The organism is Pseudomonas sp. NFIX49 (assembly GCF_900115915.1).
GTDB classification, from domain to species: domain Bacteria; phylum Pseudomonadota; class Gammaproteobacteria; order Pseudomonadales; family Pseudomonadaceae; genus Aquipseudomonas; species Aquipseudomonas pharyngis.
Genome location: NZ_FOYE01000004.1, coordinates 472,986 through 492,075, shown reverse-complemented (window position 1 = coordinate 492,075; position 19,090 = coordinate 472,986). Strand labels below are relative to the sequence as shown.

Sequence of the window (19,090 nt, the reverse complement as noted above, 5' to 3'; positions counted from 1 at the left end):
GCACATGACGCCCGGATATACGAAAAATCCGGGGGTCGTGTACGAATCAAAAACGTCGTAAATCGAGAGTCATCGGTAGCTCGTCGGAGATTGTCAGGTTCGGTATCGGAAGTTTCCCCGGCGTGTGTCCGATGCGGAAGAACCGCGCCATGCGCCGGCTCTCCGCTTCGTTGGCATTGACCGGCAGCGTCTCGTAATTGCGCCCGCCCGGATGCGCGACGTGGTACTGGCAACCGCCCAGCGAGCGCTGCATCCAGGTATCGAGCAAGTCGAACACCAGCGGCGCATGCACCGGGATCGTCGGTTGCAGGCAATTGGCCGGTTGCCACGCGCGGAAACGCACACCCGCGACAAACTCGCCAACCCGTCCGGTCGGTTGCAGCGGCACCGGGATGCCGTTGCAGGTCAGCAAATAACGTTGCGGTGGCAGTCCCGTGAGTTTGACCTGCAAGCGCTCCAGCGATGAGTCAACGTAGCGCACCGTGCCGCCCGCCGCGCCCTCCTCGCCCAGCACGTGCCAGGGTTCAAGGGCCTGGCGCAATTCCAGCTCGATACCGTTGACGGCGTAATCGCCGACCTTGGGAAAACGGAACTCAAGGTGCGCCGCGAACCATTCAGCGCGCAGGGGGTAACCGGCATTGTTGAGTTCGACGATGACGTCGGCGAAGTCCTGCTCGATGAAGTGCGGCAACATGAAGCGGTCGTGCAGCTCCGTACCCCAGCGCGCCAGTTTCGGCGGCGCATAGGGCTCGCGCCAGAACCGCGCCACCAGCGCTCGCAACAACAGCTGCTGCGCCAGGCTCATGCGCGCATGGGGTGGCATCTCGAAACCACGCAACTCCAGCAACCCGAGGCGCCCGGTGGCGCCGTCCGGTGAATACAGCTTGTCGATGCAGAACTCGGCGCGGTGGGTGTTGCCGGTGACGTCGATCAGCAGATTGCGCAACAGGCGATCGACCAGCCACGGCGGGCATTCCTCTCCCGGCGCCGGCATTTGTGCGAAAGCGATTTCCAGTTCATACAGCGCGTCGTTGCGCGCTTCGTCGACCCGCGGCGCCTGAGAGGTCGGGCCGATGAACAGACCGGAAAACAGGTACGACAATGAAGGATGGTTGTGCCAGTAACTGATCAGGCTACGCAGCAGGTCCGGACGGCGCAGAAACGGTGAATCGCCCGGCGTCGCGCCGCCGAGCACGAAATGGTTACCGCCGCCGGTGCCGGTGTGCCGCCCGTCGACCATGAATTTCTCGGTGGACAGTCGGGTCTGGCGCGCTTCTTCGTACAGAAACTCGGTGCGTTCGACCAACTCGTCCCACGTCGCCGACGGCTGCACGTTGACCTCAATCACGCCGGGATCCGGGGTGATGCGGAAATTGCTCAGGCGCGGATCGCTCGGCGGCTCGTAGCCTTCGAGCAACACCGGACAATGCAGCTCTTCAGCGGTGGCTTCGATGGCCGCGACCAGTTCCAGATAATCCTCGACCCGCTCCAGCGGCGGCATGAACAGGTACAACCGGCCTTCCCGGGCCTCGGCGCACAAGGCGGTGCGGGTCAGCCAGTCGGCGGACTCATCGATCTTCGGTACACGCTCGTCTGCCGGAGCCGGCTCACGGTGGTCGTTGAGCTGCGAGGTTTCGGGCAGCTCGGGGAAATCCTGGTTCGGGTCGTTCGGATGAATGAACGGATACTCCGCTGCCTTCACCCAGGGCTGCGAGCCCAGCGGCAGGCGATAGCCCAGCGGTGAATCCCCCGGCACCAGCCGACAATGTTTATCGCGCAGATACCAGCGCCCGCTCTGCCATTGATCGCCCTTGGCGGTGCGCGCCAGCGGCAACACCTGGCCGATAACCTTGTCCAGCCCCTGACTGAACACCTTGCGCAGCCGCGCACGTTCCAGTGGCTCCTCCAGACGCGAGTCTTCGGCGCTGACGTTGCTCGGCAAGGCGCCCTCGCGCCAGAGGTAATAGAAGTTGTCTTCGTAGGCCGGGAACACGAAGCGTGTCGGCAGCTTCAAGCGTTCGGCGACACTCGCCAGAAAGCGCCCGGCCAGCTCACCCGTAGCGCCGTAATCCTGCTGCTCGTCGGCAATCAGCGCGCTGTTGTGCCAGATCGGTACACCGTCGCGGCGCCAGTAGCAATTCAATGACCAGCGCGGCAGTTGCTCGCCGGGATACCACTTGCCCTGACCGAAATGCACCAGCCCCTTGGGCGCGTAATGTTTGCGCATGCGCCGGAACAGTTCGGCGGAGAGCCGGCGCTTGTCCGGACCCAGCGCGGCGGTGTTCCACTCGGCGCCGTCGGGGTCGTCGATGGACACGAAGGTGGGTTCGCCGCCCATGGTCAGGCGCACATCGCCTTCCAGCAGGTCGGCATCGATCTGCCGGCCCAGCGCCTGGATCGCCAGCCATTGCTCATCGGTGTAGGGCTTGGTGACCCGCGGCGCTTCCCAGATCCGCTCCACGGACATTTCGTGGCTGAACTCGCATTCGCAAGGCTCCACCAGCCCACTGATCGGCGCCGCCGAGGACGGATCGGGACTGCAGGCCAGCGGGATATGCCCTTCACCGGCGAACAACCCCGACGTCGCATCGAGACCGATCCAGCCGGCGCCGGGCAGATACACCTCGCACCACGCGTGCAGGTCAGTAAAGTCCACTTCGGTGCCGGACGGGCCGTCGAGGCTTTTCACGTCGGCGGTCAGTTGAATCAGGTAACCGGAGACAAAACGCGCCGCCAGCCCGAGGTTGCGCAGCAGTTGCACCAGCAGCCACGCCGAATCCCGACAGGAGCCGGAGGCGTGTTCGAGGGTGTGTTCCGGGGTCTGCACACCCGGCTCCATGCGAATCAGGTAATTGATGTCTTCGCTCAGACGCTGGTTGAGCGCCACCAGGAAATCCACGGCCGGCAGCGGCGTGCGGTCGATGGCGTCCAGATAGGCCTTGAATTTCGGCGTCAGCGGCAGGGTTTCGAGGTACGGCGCCAGTTCCTTGCGTTCATCGGCGGCGTAGGCGAAGGGGATTTTCTCGGCGTAGGGCTCGAGGAAAAAGTCGAACGGGTTGAACACCGCCATCTCGGCCAGCAGATCGACCTCGATCCGCAGTTCGGCGGTTTTCTCGGGGAACACCAGCCGTGCGAGGTAGTTGCCCTGAGGGTCCTGCTGCCAGTTGATGAAGTGCTGCTCGGGCGAGACTTTCAGTGAATAAGACAGAATCCGCGTGCGGCTGTGGGCAGCCGGGCGCAGACGCACGATCTGCGGGCCGAGTTCGACAGCGCGGTCGTAGCGGTAATGCGTGACGTGATGCAATGCGACATGAATCGACACGGCGTGCCTCCTGCGAGCCCAAGCGTATTCGAAAGCGCGCAAGACTTATGCCATGCAGAGGCTTGGGCGCTTTCCCGGAATGCTTAGGGCAGTACAGCACCAAAATCGGGCGATGCGGTGAAATGGTTTGGCACAGTTGCACGCAAATGTTGCGAAGAGCCCCTTCCCCTGACCCTCTCCCGTGATCGTTCCCACGCTCCTGCGTGGGAATGCAGCCCGTGACGCTCTGCGTCACTGGACGCGGAGCGTCCCTGGAGGCATTCCCACGCAGACGGCTCGACGCCTCGACGTGGGAACGATCAGCAAAACGCCAACCCGAAGGTTGGCGTTCTGTTTTGGCTCAAGTGCGTTTCAGCGCGGTACGACCGGCTTGCGTGCCGGTTTCGGCCCTTTGCCTTTCGCGGCTTCCTTGCGTTCCTTGGCGGCCTGCTGGTTGCGGGCGAATGCCGCGGCCTTGGCCTGCTCACGCTTGTCCCAAGGATTGCCGCCATCACTGGCGCGCGGTGGCAAACCGGTGTGCTGGGTGAGGATCTTGGTGGTCTTCTCTTTCGCGACCTTGTGGCTGCCGGCCGGTGTCGAGTTCTTGCGACGGGCACTCTGGTAGCTGTCGGTGGCCGGCTGATGCAGCGGGATCAACTGGTTCTTGCCCGGCCCGATCAGGTCGGCGCGACCCATGCGGGTCAGCGCTTCACGCAGCATCGGCCAGCCCTTCGGGTCGTGATAACGCAGGAACGCCTTGTGCAGACGGCGCTGCTCTTCGCTCTTGACGATGGTCACGCCGTCGCTCTTGTAGGTGACCTTGCGCAGCGGGTTCTTCCCCGAGTGGTACATCGCGGTGGCGGTGGCCATCGGCGACGGATAGAACGCCTGGACCTGGTCGGCACGGAAGCCGTTACCCTTGAGCCACAGGGCCAGGTTCATCATGTCTTCGTCGGTGGTGCCCGGGTGCGCGGCGATGAAGTACGGGATCAGGTACTGCTCTTTCCCCGCCTCCTTGGTGTACTTCTCGAACATGCGCTTGAAGCGATCGTAGGTGCCGATCCCCGGTTTCATCATCTGGTTGAGCGGACCTTCCTCGGTGTGTTCCGGGGCGATCTTCAGGTAACCACCAACGTGGTGGGTCACCAGCTCCTTGACGTATTCCGGCGACTCGACCGCAAGGTCGTAACGCAGGCCGGAGGCGATCAGGATCTTCTTCACACCCGGCAACGCACGGGCGCTGCGGTACAGCTGAATCAGCGACGAGTGGTCGGTGTTCAGGTTCGGGCAGATGCCCGGGAACACGCAGGACGGCTTGCGGCACGCGGATTCGATTTCCGGGCTCTTGCAGGCGATGCGGTACATGTTCGCGGTCGGGCCGCCGAGGTCGGAAATGACGCCGGTGAAGCCCGGCACCTTGTCGCGGATCTCTTCGATTTCGCGAATGATCGACTCTTCGGAACGGTTCTGGATGATCCGGCCTTCGTGCTCGGTGATCGAGCAGAAGGTGCAGCCGCCGAAGCAGCCACGCATGATGTTCACCGAGAAACGGATCATGTCGTAGGCCGGGATTTTTTCCTTGCCGTACGCAGGATGCGGAACACGTGCGTAAGGCATGCCGAACACGTAGTCCATTTCTTCAGTGGTCATCGGAATCGGCGGCGGGTTGAACCAGACGTCGATCTCGCCATGCTTCTGCACCAGCGCACGGGCGTTGCCCGGGTTGGTTTCCAGGTGCAGCACGCGGTTGGCGTGGGCGTACAGGACCGGATCGTTACGCACCTTTTCCATCGACGGCAGGCGGATCACGGTCTTGTCGCGGGTCATTTTCGGGCTGGCCAGGATCTGCACGACCTTGGCTTCCTGCGGGTCTTCAACCGGCCCCTTCTCCTGCTCGATCGCGCAAGCCTGAGTGTCCTGAGTGTTGACGTACGGGTTGATGATCTTGTCGATCTTGCCCGGACGGTCGATGCGCGTGGAGTCGACTTCGTACCAGCCCGCCGGCGTGTCGCGACGGATGAACGCGGTGCCGCGCACATCGGTGATGTCTTCGATCTTGTGCCCGTAGGACAGACGCTGGGCGACTTCGACAATCGCTCGCTCGGCGTTGCCGTACAGCAGGATGTCGGCGCTGGCGTCGATCAGGATCGAGTTGCGCACGCGATCCTGCCAGTAGTCGTAGTGGGCGATGCGGCGCAGGGAGGCTTCGATGCCGCCGAGCACGATCGGCACGTGCTTGTAGGCTTCCTTGCAGCGCTGGCTGTAGACCAGGCTCGCGCGGTCGGGACGCTTGCCGGCCATGCCGCCCGGGGTGTAGGCGTCGTCGGAACGGATTTTCTTGTCGGCGGTGTAGCGGTTGATCATCGAATCCATGTTGCCGGCCGCGACGCCAAAGAACAGGTTCGGCTCGCCGAGCTTCATGAAGTCGTCTTTGGACTGCCAGTTGGGCTGCGCGATGATCCCGACGCGGAAGCCTTGCGACTCCAGCAGCCGGCCGATGATCGCCATGCCGAACGACGGGTGATCGACGTAGGCATCCCCCGTAACAATGATGATGTCGCAGGAATCCCAGCCAAGCTGATCCATCTCCTCCCTGCTCATGGGCAGGAACGGCGCTGGCCCGAAACATTCGGCCCAATATTTTGGATAGTCAAATAACGGCTTGGCTGCTTGCATGTCGATAACCGGTGTTGGCTTTCATTGAATTTCGCGGGCGCGGAATATAGCACAAATTTTGACCAATTCCGACGACCGTGGTCGGTTTCTCCAATTGCCGTTTCCCGCTCCCGGTCCGCTCCCGATGTGTCGCACCTTTCGGGTTCGCAGCAAAACAAGGCAATGACGCCGACAACTGAATCAGTATTCAAGGATGAAAAGACATGCCCGTAAAACCGCCTCCAAGGGGGATTACTACCGCTGAAGTACATGCTCCGCCCTCGCGCCCGGTCAAAGACCCTCTCTTCAGGAGTGACACTGCCTCGCGATTGCCCCCGATCAACCAACCTCCCGTTCCCGACCAGAAACCGGCCAGATTGCCGACCGTCGGTGACCTGGATGCAATAACACCGGCACCGCCGTTGACTGTCAGCGAAATCCCGAATTCGGCAATACCGGTGATTCCAGCGCCGCTTTCATTGGCGGACTATCGCATCCGTCCTGGCGGCTCGCTGCCGGATCCCGACGATCAGGGTCTCATCCAGCTGAAAGGTCGACTTTTCGTCAGTACCGAAGATGGCCACGTCCTGCATGTGGGCCTGGACCCTGACAACGGGTTGTACCGTGCCAAACTGCCCGGAGAATTGAAACCTTCCGGGCCGATCCTCCTGCAGGATCCATTCAGCCTGCGCTGGTTTTCGCCCGACGACGCCGACCTGATCGGTTACCCGTTGCCACAAAAACGTCTGGAAGGCTTTCGCACCCCCCTGGATTTCGCCGGTGCATCGCCAGACAGCGACGGACTACACGGCTTTGAAGGCAAGCGATACGCGGTCATTGAAGGGCATGCCTATCAGGTCATGCGCGACATCGACGCTTCCTCTCCCGCCAGGAAGGTCTGGCGCATCGTCAATTCGAAGGATCCGGTCGCCCACGACACCGAGAACGTTTATCGCCCAAGCCGTGCCGGTGAAACCCTGGGCATTGTTCGAGACGCCGATCACGGCTGGGTTTCGAGCCGCTCCGGCCTTCTGGGTGGAATGCCCCGGACCGCCACTGCCCGAGCCAACATTGCGCATTTGCTGCAGCGGTACGAGCCCATCAGGGAAGCCTTTGCTGCGCTGCAAGCCTCGGACGCGCGCTTCAATGAACTCTGGGACGTCGCCAAACATTTGCCGGAAGGCAGCGACCTCGAAAGAGCGGAGCTGATCGGACTTGAAGTCCACACCCTCAAACATATCCGCCTTCAGACCGAGTTCGTCCAGTCACTCATCGACAACAAGGACTGGCTGGTCATGATGAAAGCCGGCGGCGTCTACAAAACCGAGCTGCATGAGCAACAGCTGGCCAGGGTCGACTATTTAAACAAACTGCTCGCCATCATGGATCGCCGGGTTTATCCCTCGGTTGCACTGATGACGGTTGATTCGCTGAAAGGCAACCTCGCTCACATGAACAAAAAACTGCGGATCCTCGATGACCGCCAGGCCGTGATGGATCAGGTACGCAAGGTGTCCCGCAGCGCCACATCCGAAATCGAAGAGCTCAACCGGGGAATACCCGGCGTTGATCAGATCAACTGCGCCCGATACAACCTCTGCCTGCGCCTGCTCGCCGATGATCCGACCATCCCGCCGCCGTTCGGAATGCGCAGCTACATGGCCGTCAACCTGTTTGTAGAAGAGCTGCACAACGTTTCCGGACAGTCCCGGCCAGTTGTCCTGCAATTGGCACTCGATGAAATCAGACTGGAAAAAGGCCGTTTCGAAGAGCTGTTGCCGGCTTTGCCCGCCACGAAGACACCCTACCTGCACGAAGCGATGTCCGTACTCGGAACATTCGAGTCGAGGATCGACGGCCAGCTGAACGATATCTACGCCAGGGTCAACAGCAACACCGAGTGGCCCGCACTCGATCAGGACATCGACCTGGACTTCGTGCCGCAGCAGTCCGTTCCGACCGCCACCCCGAGCGCCCCGCGAAAGATCTTCCGGACCCGCCAGCATGGGACTTATCGGGTTCTGGTAGGGGTCAGGCAAGTCGATCCGGACGGTAGCGTCACCATTGACGTTCCAGACCCGTTCAAACCGCAAGATCCGCCTCAACGCTACGAGAAAAGACAGGGCGAATGGCACCCCATGCGCTCCACGCCCCCAGCGGCCCCCACGCCCCAACTGCTAGGTCAGGCGACTCATCTGCTGGGCAGGGTCGATGAATTGCTGGACGAGGGGCTGGCGATGGAAAGCCGCAAGTCCAATCCGACCAGTATTCGGGAATCACTGGACGAAAGCGCCGACGAGCTTCACGGATTGGCCAGCCGTCTGGAGAGCATCGAGGGTATTGCCAGCGATGCGCAGGCCGCCAGCGTCATCGCTCGCCTGAAAGCAGCCGGTGATTCGCTCAGTACAGCGGGACGCGACATCATGGTCCGCATGTACAAGGAGAAGGCAGTACTGGACGTGTTGCGACTGAACTACCTGCTCGAACATTCGCAGCTCAATGTCATCAAGATCGTTGCCCGCAAGCAGCTGGGCAAGGGCAAGGACAAATCATTTCTCGACGTCTATTCGATCAATGACCGCTCCGCCAATACCCCGCTATGGGAGGCCCACTTCCATTACGACCGACAGGATCGCCCGGCGCTGGATTACACGGTCAGGGGAGCACACATGAAAACACTCGCCCAGGCCGGAGCGGGCAGCGCATTTCAGCAACGCCAGGAGCAGGCGGGCCTTGCCCACCAGCCCATCTGGCGGGAATACATCAGCCCGAAAGTTGCGCAAAAGCTCTTCGACTGCGCAAGCGAACCGGCCGCCGGGACACCGGTTCGGCAATAGCCGCCAATGCGCATCACTCCGACCAAGGGAGCTGATGCAACCATGATTCAAGGATGAATAACCATGCCAGTAAAACCGCCCTCCAGGGGCAACACTACCGTAGAAGTACATACACCTCCTTCACGCCGAGCAAACGAGTCGCTTCCCGGAGCCGATCCGACTCGGTTCTCCTCGCCGGTGATCCACCATCGCGAACGCCTCGGCGGGTCGGGCAGAACGCAGACGAATATTGATCTGGATGCCATCACCCCTGCGCCGCAAGTGAACATCAGCGAAATACCTTCCACAACGCAGAACATGCCAGCGACGCGGCCCTCTCTGGAGGAATACCGGATCGCGTCTGATGTCCAGTTGCCTCAGCCCGATGCCCAGGGATTCAGGTGGTTCAAAGGACGGCAGTTTGTCGACATGCTCGACGGCAGCATCTTTCTGGTCGGCCTGGACAGCGAGAGCGGCCTGTACCGCGCCAGGCTGAGCAGTGAGCGAGTCCCGTCCGGCCCGCTGCTTCTGCAAGACCCCGACAGCAGGCTCTGGTACCCGATGGTCGATCTGGAGTCGATGACCTTCAGTCTGAGCAGCCGTCGCCTGGAAGACTTCCGTACCTCTCTGGACTTTTCTAACCAGGTGCCTGACAGCGATGGATTGCATCGTTTCGAAGGCAAGCTCTACCTGGTCATCGACAATCAGGCTTATCAGGCCATGCATGATGTGGAGGCATCCTCGCCGAACCTTCAGGTGATGCGCATCGTCCGGCCCCAGGATGCGGTGGCCCGGGACGAGCACAACCGATATGTCGCCACGCGCCCGGGCAGGTCGGAAGCTGTTTTCTATGATGAGCGGATCGGCTGGAGCGGACTGGTCGTCGGCGGCGCAGGGGGGATGTTTCCGGGACGGGGAAACACCTCAGGCAATCCGTCCGGCGCTCAACTGAACGCCGCGCTCGGCCGGTTCCTGCAAACGCATCTGGGGCGTCTTCGCAAGCTTTACCCGGCCCTTGATGAGCCGGGGCTCAGAGCCGCCATGGATTCACTGGGAAAGGATGTCGAAGGTGGACTGAAACGACTGGAGGCCGAATTAGCGACTCTGAAAGAGGATCTGGTGGCCTGGATCCAGCAAACCGCCGAGGCTTCACAGGCCCACAAGCACTGGGCAGTTCGTGTAAACGATCACATCCTGCGTTGCTGGCGCCGAGAATCAGGCACGATTCTCTGGCTGCCGGAGGGCGGAGGAGGAGCACTTCCGCCCCTGAAGGTGAGTTTTGGGCATATCGAGGTTTTGAAAATCAAAGGCATAGCCTGGCCAGGCACCGGCGATGACTTTCTGACACATTTCCCACGACTTACCCGCCTGAGCATTGTCGAATCGGGGCTCACCGCAGTTCCTGACTCGATCCGCGCGATGCCCGAACTGACCATGCTCGATCTGCACTCCAACCGGATTGTGCTGGATCAAAAAGGTGCGCAAGCACTCGGCAGCATGGTCAGGCTCAAGCAACTTGATCTGTCGGGTAACCCCCTGGGCATGACACCTGACTTCAGCAACATGTCCGAGCTGAGAAATCTCAATCTCAGCCATACAGGAATCGATCAGTGGCCAGCGGGATTACGGACTCAAACCGAAATGGACCAGATCGACCTGCGCTCCAACCGATTGCGCGAGGTCCCGCCCGAGCTGCTCGACCCAAGCGGTGAACAAGGGCTCACCCAAGTCCGGATCAATGCCGTCACACTGCTGGACGGCAATCAGTTCTCCGAGGGCTACTGGCAGCATTTCGACCGCTTCTGGGAGCTCGCCTCGAATCGATATCCCATCAACGAGATCTACACCGTCAAAGATGCCTTCATTCTTCCCAGCCCGTTGGTAAAGCGACTTCAGAACATCCACCCCCATAAAAGCATCCACGAGGCCCGAGAATTCCTGAGCGGCCTGGGGCCGGATACGGAAGCCACAATTACACGGCTCGAACGAGAGTTTCAGACCCTGGAAAGTCAGTTGAATGCCTGGTCGTTTTCCGGTGGCGGTTCCCGGCAGCGCTACGTGCGGGCAAACCAGATGCAACTCGATCCCGACAGACTGGGCGATCGTTACAGGGCGAAAACACGAATACTCGCTTGCTGGAGACGTGAAACACCGCAAAAGTACGCCGCCGATGGAACGCCCATAGGCCTGGAACTGAAACTGAACGGTTTACGCCTGGACAGCGTACCGGATCTGAACGACGTTGATTTCAGTCATGTCGGTTCACTGAAACTGAGCGGCATGAACCTGAGCGTTTCCCCGGATGGTTTCCTGGCGAGGTTTCAGCATGTCCGCTGGCTGGACATGTCGAACAACCAGTTACGCGAGCTTCCTGCCGCGATCGGACAAATGCATGCCATGACGCGGCTGTCCCTGCAAAACAATCGGATCACGCTGACGCCGGAAACAGCTCGCATACTCTCCGAACGCGTAACGCTGCGAGCATTGATGCTCAACGATAATCCACTGGGCATCACTCCGGACTTCAGCGCAATCACGGATATGCGCTCGCTGAACCTGGGCAACACCAGCATTGATACCTGGCCGCCCGGGCTATCGGCACAACCGGCGCTGGAAGACATCCTGCTGTACGACAATCGGATCACGACAATTCCGGACGCAATCATCGACCCTCCCGATGCACTGCTGCTCCAGCAGCTTCGAGTAAACAGTGTGACCGACGTGAGTGGCAACCCGCTGTCAGAAGTCTCCCTGGAGCGCATCCAGCGTTTCCGCGACCGTGTCGCTGCTCAGAGACTGGTCTCGGGTGACTTGAGTCGCTTGCTCTCGATAACTCGCGCCCAGCCGTCGCTGAATACACAAGCATTCCTGGAAAACACTCTTCTCAGAAACGCACTTCCGTCAGCGCATTCACCTTCGGACGGGCTCTTGCGCTGGACTCAAGGCATGCCTGCACAGCAGGTTGCGCTGAAACGGGAACAGTGGCAAAGATTGATCAGCCAACAGGGGGCGCAAGCTTTCTTCACCGTGTTGCAACGCCTGAACGCCGGCCCGGTCGCACACCCGGATTTGCAGCGCAGGGTCTGGAACGTTCTGGATTCGATCAGTGAAAACAGCGCTGAATCGGATCAATTGCGTCGGGATCTTTTCGATCGTGCCGGCGAACCGGCCTGCTGCGATCGAGCGGCCTTCTCCTTTGGCAATCTCGAGGTTCTGACCATGGTCTACAGCGCCCGCAAACAAGCCGGGGATCACGCGCTGGGCCCGCAACTGGTGCATTTGTCGCGCCGTCTGCTCCGTTTGCAGGAAGTCGACAGACTCGCTGCGGAAGATATTCAGCGCAGCGAAGCAATCGTCAGGGATCCGCAGGTTTCCGAGGAGGAAAAACGACCGCACGTCCTGCGTTTGCAGGAAGAGGTCGAAATCAGACTGGCCTATCGATTCGGGCTCAAGGACTCCCTTGAACTTCCGGGCCAGCCAGAAAACGTCAGTTTCATCGGGATGGGTCGCGTTACCCGCGAAATGCTGAGCGGGGTTTATAAAGCCGTGATTGACCTGGATAACTCGCCTGCGGAACGCCAGGCTCTGCTTTCACGCGAATTCTGGAAAGACTACCTGACGAGCAAGTATCGACAGCAATTCGAAGAGCAGCGCGAGCCTTATCAGGCCCGACTCGCCGAGCTGCATGAAAGCCTCGAAGCCAAACAACTGACCATGGAGCAATACCAGGCGAAAAGCGATGATCTGCAAGGACAACTGGCAATAGATGAAGCGACATTGATGCAGACCCTGACCCGTCAGGAGCTGGACCAACCCGCTGCTCCCGATGATTCGCACGTTTCGGGTTCGCAGCCAAACAAGGCAATGACGCCGACGACTGAATCAAGTATTCAAGGATGAACACCCCATGCCAGTAAAACCGCCCTCCAAGGGCAACACTACCGTAGAAGTACATACACCTCCTTCACGCCGAGCAAACGAGTCGCTTCCCGGAGCCGATCCGACTCGGTTCTCCTCGCCGGTGATCCATCATCGCGAACGCCTCGGCGGGTCGGGCAGAACGCAGGCGGATATCGATCTGGATGCCATCGCACCCGCGCCGCAAGTGAACATCAGCGAAATACCTTACACAACGCAAAACATGCCAGCGACGCGGCCCTCTCTGGAGGAATACCGGATCGCGTCTGATGTCCAGTTGCCTCAGCCCGATGCCCAGGGATTCAGGTGGTTCAAAGGACGGCAGTTTGTCGACATGCTCGACGGCAGCATCTTTCTGGTCGGCCTGGACAGCGAGAGCGGCCTGTACCGCGCCAGGCTGAGCAGTGAGCGAGTCCCGTCCGGCCCGCTGCTTCTGCAAGACCCCGACAGCAGGCTCTGGTACCCGATGCTCGATCCGGAGTCGATGACCTTCAGTCTGAGCAGCCGTCGCCTGGAAGACTTCCGTACCTCTCTGGACTTCACTGACGCGGTGGCGGATGACAACGGGATATACGCGTTCGAAGGCAAGCGTTACGTCGTCATTGAAAATCAGGCCTATCAAGTCATGCAGGATATCGATGCATCCTCTCCTCAACAGAAGGTCTGGCGCATTGTCAAACCCACGGATCCCGTGGCAAACGACGATACAAATATCTACAACGCGAGTCGGCCCGGTGAAACCCTGGCGATTTCCCGCGGCGAGGCGAACGCCTGGTTTGCAGTATCCGTGGGTCTGAAGGGAGGAATGCACCGTCGTCGGGGAGTTCAGATACCCCAGGTCCAACATGTGGGATGGGAACCCTTCGAGGCGGCTCACGCAGCAATCAACCAGTCAACCGATGTCGCCAATGCTCTCTGGGTAAAGGCTTTTGCCCTCCCCGTTGGAAGTGCCGAACGTACCTTGAGCTTTGCCGAACTTGAATTGCTCCTGTTCAAGCACACCCGACTGCATGATGACTTTGCAAAAAGGTTCATCGACCACGAGGACTGGAAGCATCAAATCAAAGAAAGATTCACCACACAGAGCTTGCAGAAAATCCGGATGGACAGAGTGGTGGCCCTGAACAGCCTCCTGCAAATAATGGATTTGCGAATCAAGCCCAGCGTACAGGCCTACAACCTCGATAGTTACAGGAAACTCATTGGGCATTACAACAGGAAGCTCAAGCTGCTCGACATCCGTCAAACGGTGGTGGATCAGATCAAACAAGTTGCACCGAGGCGATCAGTTGAACTGGACGAAATGAACCGCAGCGTTCACGGAGCCGACGAGGTCAATTGCAACAAGCTGATAGCCTACCTGTACCTGTTTGCGAACAACCCCGAAAACCCTGCCGGCACAGGTATGCAATCGGCGCGGGCTGCCCGCCTGTTCAGCGAAGACCTGGAAAATGTGCCCAGGCGAGAGCAACCGCCCGCGCTGCTGTTGGCCCTCGATCAGATCAAGGCAGAGAAGATCCGTTTTGAAGCGCAAGTGGCCTCCGAGACGCCTGAAAACACTGCTCACCTCAGAGAAATCATCGCGCTGACCGATTTGTTCGAGAAGAGAATCGAGAGCACGCTGACCGAGATCTTTGCCACCTTTGACCGCAATACCGAGCTTCCCCGTCTTGATCAGGAGATCGATTTCGATTTTGTTCCTGCACAACCGGTCCATGCGGAAGCGGCGCCTCCCCCTCCTCCAAGGAAAATATTTCGAACCCGCCAGCGCGGCACCTACAAGGTACTGGTGGGAGAACAGGAAATTGCCCCAGACGGCAACGTCACCCTCAAGGTGCCTGATCCTTTCCACCCAAACAATCTGCCTCAGCGATACGAAAAACGCGAAGGTGAATGGTTGCCCGTACGCCCGCCGATTGGCGCAACGACCAGGCTACAGCTGCTTGGCGAAGCGAACCGCTTGTTGGCCGAAGTCAAAACTCATCAGGACGAAGCAAGAGCCAAGGAAACCGGAAAAACCAACCCGACGGAAATCATCGAGTTTCTGGGTACCGAGGCGGACCGACTCAACGAGCAGGCACGTTTGCTTGAACACCACAGCAAGGGAACCGAGGACCGCGAGATCACGGGGCTGGTCGGTCGTCTGCGAAACGCTGGCAATTTATTGACCGCCGAAGGACAGAAGATCCTGATACGGATGTACAAAGATCGGGACGTGCTGGACATACTGCGCCTGAACTATCTGCTGGATCACGCGGAGCTCGGCGCGACCAGGACTGTTGATCGCCAGCCGGTAGGCAAAGGCCAGAACAAATCATTTCTGGACGTTTATTCCATCACTGATCGATCCGACGGTTCACCTTTGTGGGAAGCCCATTTTCACTACGACAGGAAGAACAGCGTCGCGCTGAACTTCACGGTCAAGGGTGCCCATCTCAAAAAGCTCGATCAGGCCAGACGGGGCGCCTCGTCCCAGCGCCAGGATGAGCAGGCCGGCTTGCCGCACGTCCCGATCTGGCGTGAATCGTTCGACGGCAAAACGGCACGAAAAATATTTGAACTGGCGAAATAGGACCGCCCTTCTCTGACAATTCAGCCGACCTGTAGCAACGATTGTCGGAAGCATCCGTTTCAACCGGCTGATGCAGTCGGTTGAAACGCTTAGTCCTTACTCGTCATCGTCGAAGTTATAGCTACCCGGGGCAAGGTTCTCGAAACGGGTGTATTTACCGATGAACGCCAGACGGATAAAGCCGATCGGGCCGTTCCGCTGTTTGCCGATGATGATTTCGGCGATGCCCTTGTGTTCGGTTTCCGGGTGATACACCTCGTCCCGGTACACGAACATGATCACGTCGGCGTCCTGCTCGATCGCTCCGGATTCCCGCAAGTCGGAGTTCACCGGACGCTTGTTGGGACGTTGTTCCAGGGAGCGGTTGAGCTGTGACAGGGCGACTACCGGGCAGTTGAATTCCTTGGCCAGGGCTTTCAGGGATCGGGAGATCTCGGAAATCTCGTTGGTCCGGTTGTCGCCGCTGGAACCCGGGATCTGCATCAGCTGCAGGTAGTCGATCATGATCAGGCCGATGTCGCCGTGCTCGCGCACCAGACGCCGGGTCCGGGCACGCATCTCCGACGGGCTGATGCCGGCGGTGTCATCGATGAACAGCTTGCGGTCGTTGAGCAGGTTGACTGCCGAGGTCAGGCGCGGCCAGTCGTCATCTTCCAACTGGCCGGAACGTACCTTGGTCTGGTCGATACGACCGAGGGACGACAGCATACGCATGATCAGCGATTCGCCTGGCATCTCGAGGGAGTACACCAGCACCACCTTGTCGCTGCGCAACACGGCGTTTTCCACCAGGTTCATCGCGAAAGTCGTCTTACCCATCGACGGACGGCCGGCGACGATGATCAAGTCGGCCGGTTGCAGGCCGCTGGTCTTTTCGTCGAGGTCGGTGTAGCCGGTGGACAGGCCGGTGATCGAGTCGGCGGTGTTGAACAGGGTATCGATGCGGTCGATGGCCTTGGTCAACAGGTCATTCACACCCACCGGGCCGCCGGTTTTTGGCCGGGCTTCGGCAATCGCGAAGATCTGCCGCTCGGCTTCGTCGAGGATTTCCTCGGCTGTGCGACCTTCGGGGTTGAAGGCGCTGTCGGCAATTTCGGTGCTGATACCGATCAACTGACGCAACGTCGCACGTTGGCGGACGATCTGCGCATAAGCCTTGATGTTGGCGACGGACGGCGTGTTTTTCGCCAGTTCGCCAAGGTAACCAAGGCCGCCGACCTGCGAAGTCTGACCTTCCTTGTCCAGTTGCTCGGCAAGGGTCACGACATCGATCGGCAAGTTCTGATCGGCCAGTTTGGCGATCGCACGGAAAATCAGACGGTGGTCATGTCGGTAGAAATCGCCGTCGGAGACTTGATCGAGCACGCGTTCCCAGGCGTTGTTGTCCAGCATCAGACCACCGAGTACAGCCTGTTCGGCCTCGATGGAATGCGGCGGCACCTTCAGCGCGGCAGTTTGCAGATCGTATTGCTCGGGAGCGGAGATTTCGTTCATGGCCACTTTTTAATCAGGAAAAGCAGGGAGTGCAGAAAGACAAAGGGCACGACCTGTAAACAGGATCGTGCCCGATGTTAACCGTCTGACGGACAAGCCGCCAGTCGATCAGGGTGTTGCTTAAGCTGCTACCACGACAACGCGCACGGTGGCTTCAACTTCGGCGTGCAGGTGCACGGCCACGTCGAATTCACCCACGTTGCGGATGGTGCCGTTCGGCAGACGAACTTCGCTCTTCTGCACTTCAACGCCGGAGGCGGTCAGTGCGTCAGCGATGTCGTGAGTACCGATCGAACCGAACAGCTTGCCTTCGTCGCCAGCGGTGGCAGTGATGGTCACTTCCAGCTCGGCCAGTTGGGCAGCACGGCTTTCAGCCGATGCTTTACGGTCTGCGGCGGCTTTTTCCAGCTCAGCGCGACGCTCTTCGAACGCAGCCAGGTTGGCAGCGGTCGCAGCGGTGGCTTTGCCGAAAGGCAGCAGGTAGTTACGGCCGTAACCGGCCTTAACGTTTACTTTGTCGCCCAGGTTGCCCAGGTTGGCGATTTTTTCCAGAAGGATCAGTTGCATGTGGAAATCCTCTTAACTTTTAACCTTCACCGTTCGCGTTATCGGTGTCTTTCGACACCCGACCGCGAAAATCAATCAGGCTGTCGACAATGGCCAGAACCACGAGCAACGGATAGATCAGCTGCATGAACAGCAACAGCGTCACGTACAACCCCACCAGCCAGAAACCGGCCAGTCGCCTTTGCGCCACCAGCCCGTGAATCAGGGCCAGCCCGGCGAACACCAGCGGTACACTGCACAACGGCGTCAACATGGCCATCTGTGCACCGAGATTCGGGCCCAGAAGCATCAACGCCAGCAGCAACATCGCCGGCCCCAGCGGGATCCGGATGGCGCGAAACTCGCGACCAAAACCACCCGGGTTGTACAACAACGCCTGCCAATAACGCCCGACAATCAGGCTCAGCACGCTGACGATCTGCAACAAGGCCGCAATCAGGCCGGTCAGGACCGGTGCGATCAGCGACGCGAAACGCGCCTGCTCGTCTACCGACAATTGTTGGTAGGCATCACCGAGAAGCGCGGGCATGACCTTTACCAAGGCCTGCGCCAGCATCTCGATCTGGGGCGCGAACGCCGCCCCGAGCACCACTGAAAACACCAGCCCCATGGCTACGCTGACCAGCAGCGTACGGACCCAGGACTCGCTTGCGCGCAACACCAGCGCAAGCCCCGAAGACCCCAGCAGCACCAGAAGTGCCCGTGGGTCATCGGCATACAACCACCAGATCAATGCCGGCAGCAGTCCCAGCGACACGACGCCCAGGGCGTCGGTCAATCCGCGCCGCAGAAGCACCAGGCTCCCGGCGGCAGCACCCAACCAATACAACAACGGCAATGTTGCACACCCGGCCACTACGAGAGTGGCCTGCATACGGCCGCGCATGATGAACTCAGCTAAGGCACGCATGCATTCAATCCTTTGCTACTTGTCGACTGCCCGGTCTCAGCGGCCGTGGCTGTCGGTGTAGGCCAGCAGGGCCAGGAAGCGGGCGCGCTTGATAGCGGTGGCCAGCTGACGCTGATAACGAGCTTTGGTACCGGTGATGCGGCTTGGAACGATTTTGCCGGTCTCGGATACGTAGGCTTTCAGAGTGTTGAGATCTTTGTAATCGATCTCCTTCACGTCTTCAGCGGTGAAGCGGCAGAATTTACGACGACGGAAGAAACGTGCCATTTGATAGGCTCCTTAAAAGGTCCGTGGATTACTCGTCAGCGTTATCGCTGTTGTCGCTGTCGCTATCGCTGTCATCGCCATCGGCGCTGCCATCGTGCTCAGGACGTTCGCGACGCTCACGGCGCTCACTGCGGTTTTCTTCAGCCTTGAGCATCTCGGACTGGCCGGTAACGGCTTCGTCGCGACGGATGACCAGGTTACGGATCACAGCATCGTTGTAGCGGAAGTTGTCTTCCAGCTCGGCCAGGGCCTTGCCAGTGCACTCAACGTTCAGCATCACGTAGTGAGCCTTGTGAACATTGTTGATTGCGTAGGCCAGTTGACGACGGCCCCAGTCTTCCAGACGGTGGATTTTGCCGCCGTCTTCTTCGATCAGCTTGGTGTAACGCTCAACCATGCCGCCGACTTGCTCGCTCTGGTCAGGGTGGACCAGAAAGATGATTTCGTAATGACGCATGAATGCTCCTTACGGGTTGTAGCCTGCCGCTCAAAAACGGTCAGACAAGGAGTGAATGACACTTATGGACTTGCTGGCGCGGGGCACATGCATGCCTGCCGCCACAGCAAGGGGCGCAATTGTAGAGAAGGGA

The 19,090-nt window shown here is 59.7% G+C and carries 10 protein-coding genes; 3 read left to right on the top strand and 7 right to left on the bottom strand.

Features of this window, described 5'->3' with window-relative positions; genetic code table 11:
• Window positions 1–46: 46 nt before the first annotated feature.
• Window positions 47–3,322, bottom strand: coding sequence for a transglutaminase family protein (locus BMZ46_RS14090; RefSeq protein ID WP_074689639.1), 3,276 nt, complete (start codon window positions 3,320–3,322; stop codon window positions 47–49).
• A 351-nt stretch (window positions 3,323–3,673) separates the two neighbouring features.
• The gene (locus BMZ46_RS14085; RefSeq protein WP_039766786.1) at window positions 3,674–5,977 is read right to left on the bottom strand and encodes a YgiQ family radical SAM protein; all 2,304 of its coding nucleotides are present in this window, start codon (window positions 5,975–5,977) and stop codon (window positions 3,674–3,676) included.
• A gap of 401 nt (window positions 5,978–6,378) precedes the next feature.
• On the opposite strand from BMZ46_RS14085, the gene BMZ46_RS14080 reads away from it, so the two are divergent.
• From BMZ46_RS14080 to BMZ46_RS14070, 3 genes are all read left to right on the top strand, one after another.
• The gene (locus tag BMZ46_RS14080) at window positions 6,379–8,793 is read left to right on the top strand and encodes a hypothetical protein (RefSeq protein ID WP_081353113.1); all 2,415 of its coding nucleotides are present in this window, start codon (window positions 6,379–6,381) and stop codon (window positions 8,791–8,793) included.
• 63 nt (window positions 8,794–8,856) lie between these two features.
• The gene (locus BMZ46_RS14075; protein ID WP_092163868.1) at window positions 8,857–12,672 is read left to right on the top strand and encodes an NEL-type E3 ubiquitin ligase domain-containing protein; all 3,816 of its coding nucleotides are present in this window, start codon (window positions 8,857–8,859) and stop codon (window positions 12,670–12,672) included.
• A 7-nt stretch (window positions 12,673–12,679) separates the two neighbouring features.
• Window positions 12,680–15,262 carry a hypothetical protein gene (locus BMZ46_RS14070; RefSeq protein ID WP_254778414.1) on the top strand — a complete coding sequence of 861 codons (2,583 nt, stop codon included), beginning with the start codon at window positions 12,680–12,682 and terminating at the stop codon, window positions 15,260–15,262.
• A 96-nt stretch (window positions 15,263–15,358) separates the two neighbouring features.
• On the opposite strand, the gene dnaB is transcribed toward BMZ46_RS14070, so the two are convergent.
• The 5 genes from dnaB to rpsF form a co-directional block, all read right to left on the bottom strand.
• Entirely contained in the window at window positions 15,359–16,756 is a 1,398-nt protein-coding gene (gene dnaB / locus BMZ46_RS14065) for a replicative DNA helicase (RefSeq protein ID WP_011332193.1), read from the bottom strand.
• 120 nt (window positions 16,757–16,876) lie between these two features.
• A complete protein-coding gene (rplI, locus tag BMZ46_RS14060; RefSeq protein ID WP_003221136.1) occupies window positions 16,877–17,323 on the bottom strand; it encodes a 50S ribosomal protein L9 in 447 nt (148 codons plus the stop codon).
• A gap of 19 nt (window positions 17,324–17,342) precedes the next feature.
• Window positions 17,343–18,233, bottom strand: a complete 891-nt coding sequence (locus BMZ46_RS14055; protein WP_039766674.1) for a YybS family protein — start codon at window positions 18,231–18,233, stop codon at window positions 17,343–17,345.
• 36 nt (window positions 18,234–18,269) lie between these two features.
• On the bottom strand, window positions 18,270–18,500 hold the full coding sequence (rpsR, locus tag BMZ46_RS14050) for a 30S ribosomal protein S18 (RefSeq protein ID WP_002551829.1): 231 nt from the start codon (window positions 18,498–18,500) through the stop codon (window positions 18,270–18,272).
• Window positions 18,501–18,528: 28 nt separating this feature from the next.
• Window positions 18,529–18,957 (bottom strand): 30S ribosomal protein S6, encoded by a 429-nt coding sequence (rpsF, locus tag BMZ46_RS14045; protein WP_007950702.1) that lies wholly within the window; start codon window positions 18,955–18,957, stop codon window positions 18,529–18,531.
• Window positions 18,958–19,090 lie beyond the last annotated feature (133 nt).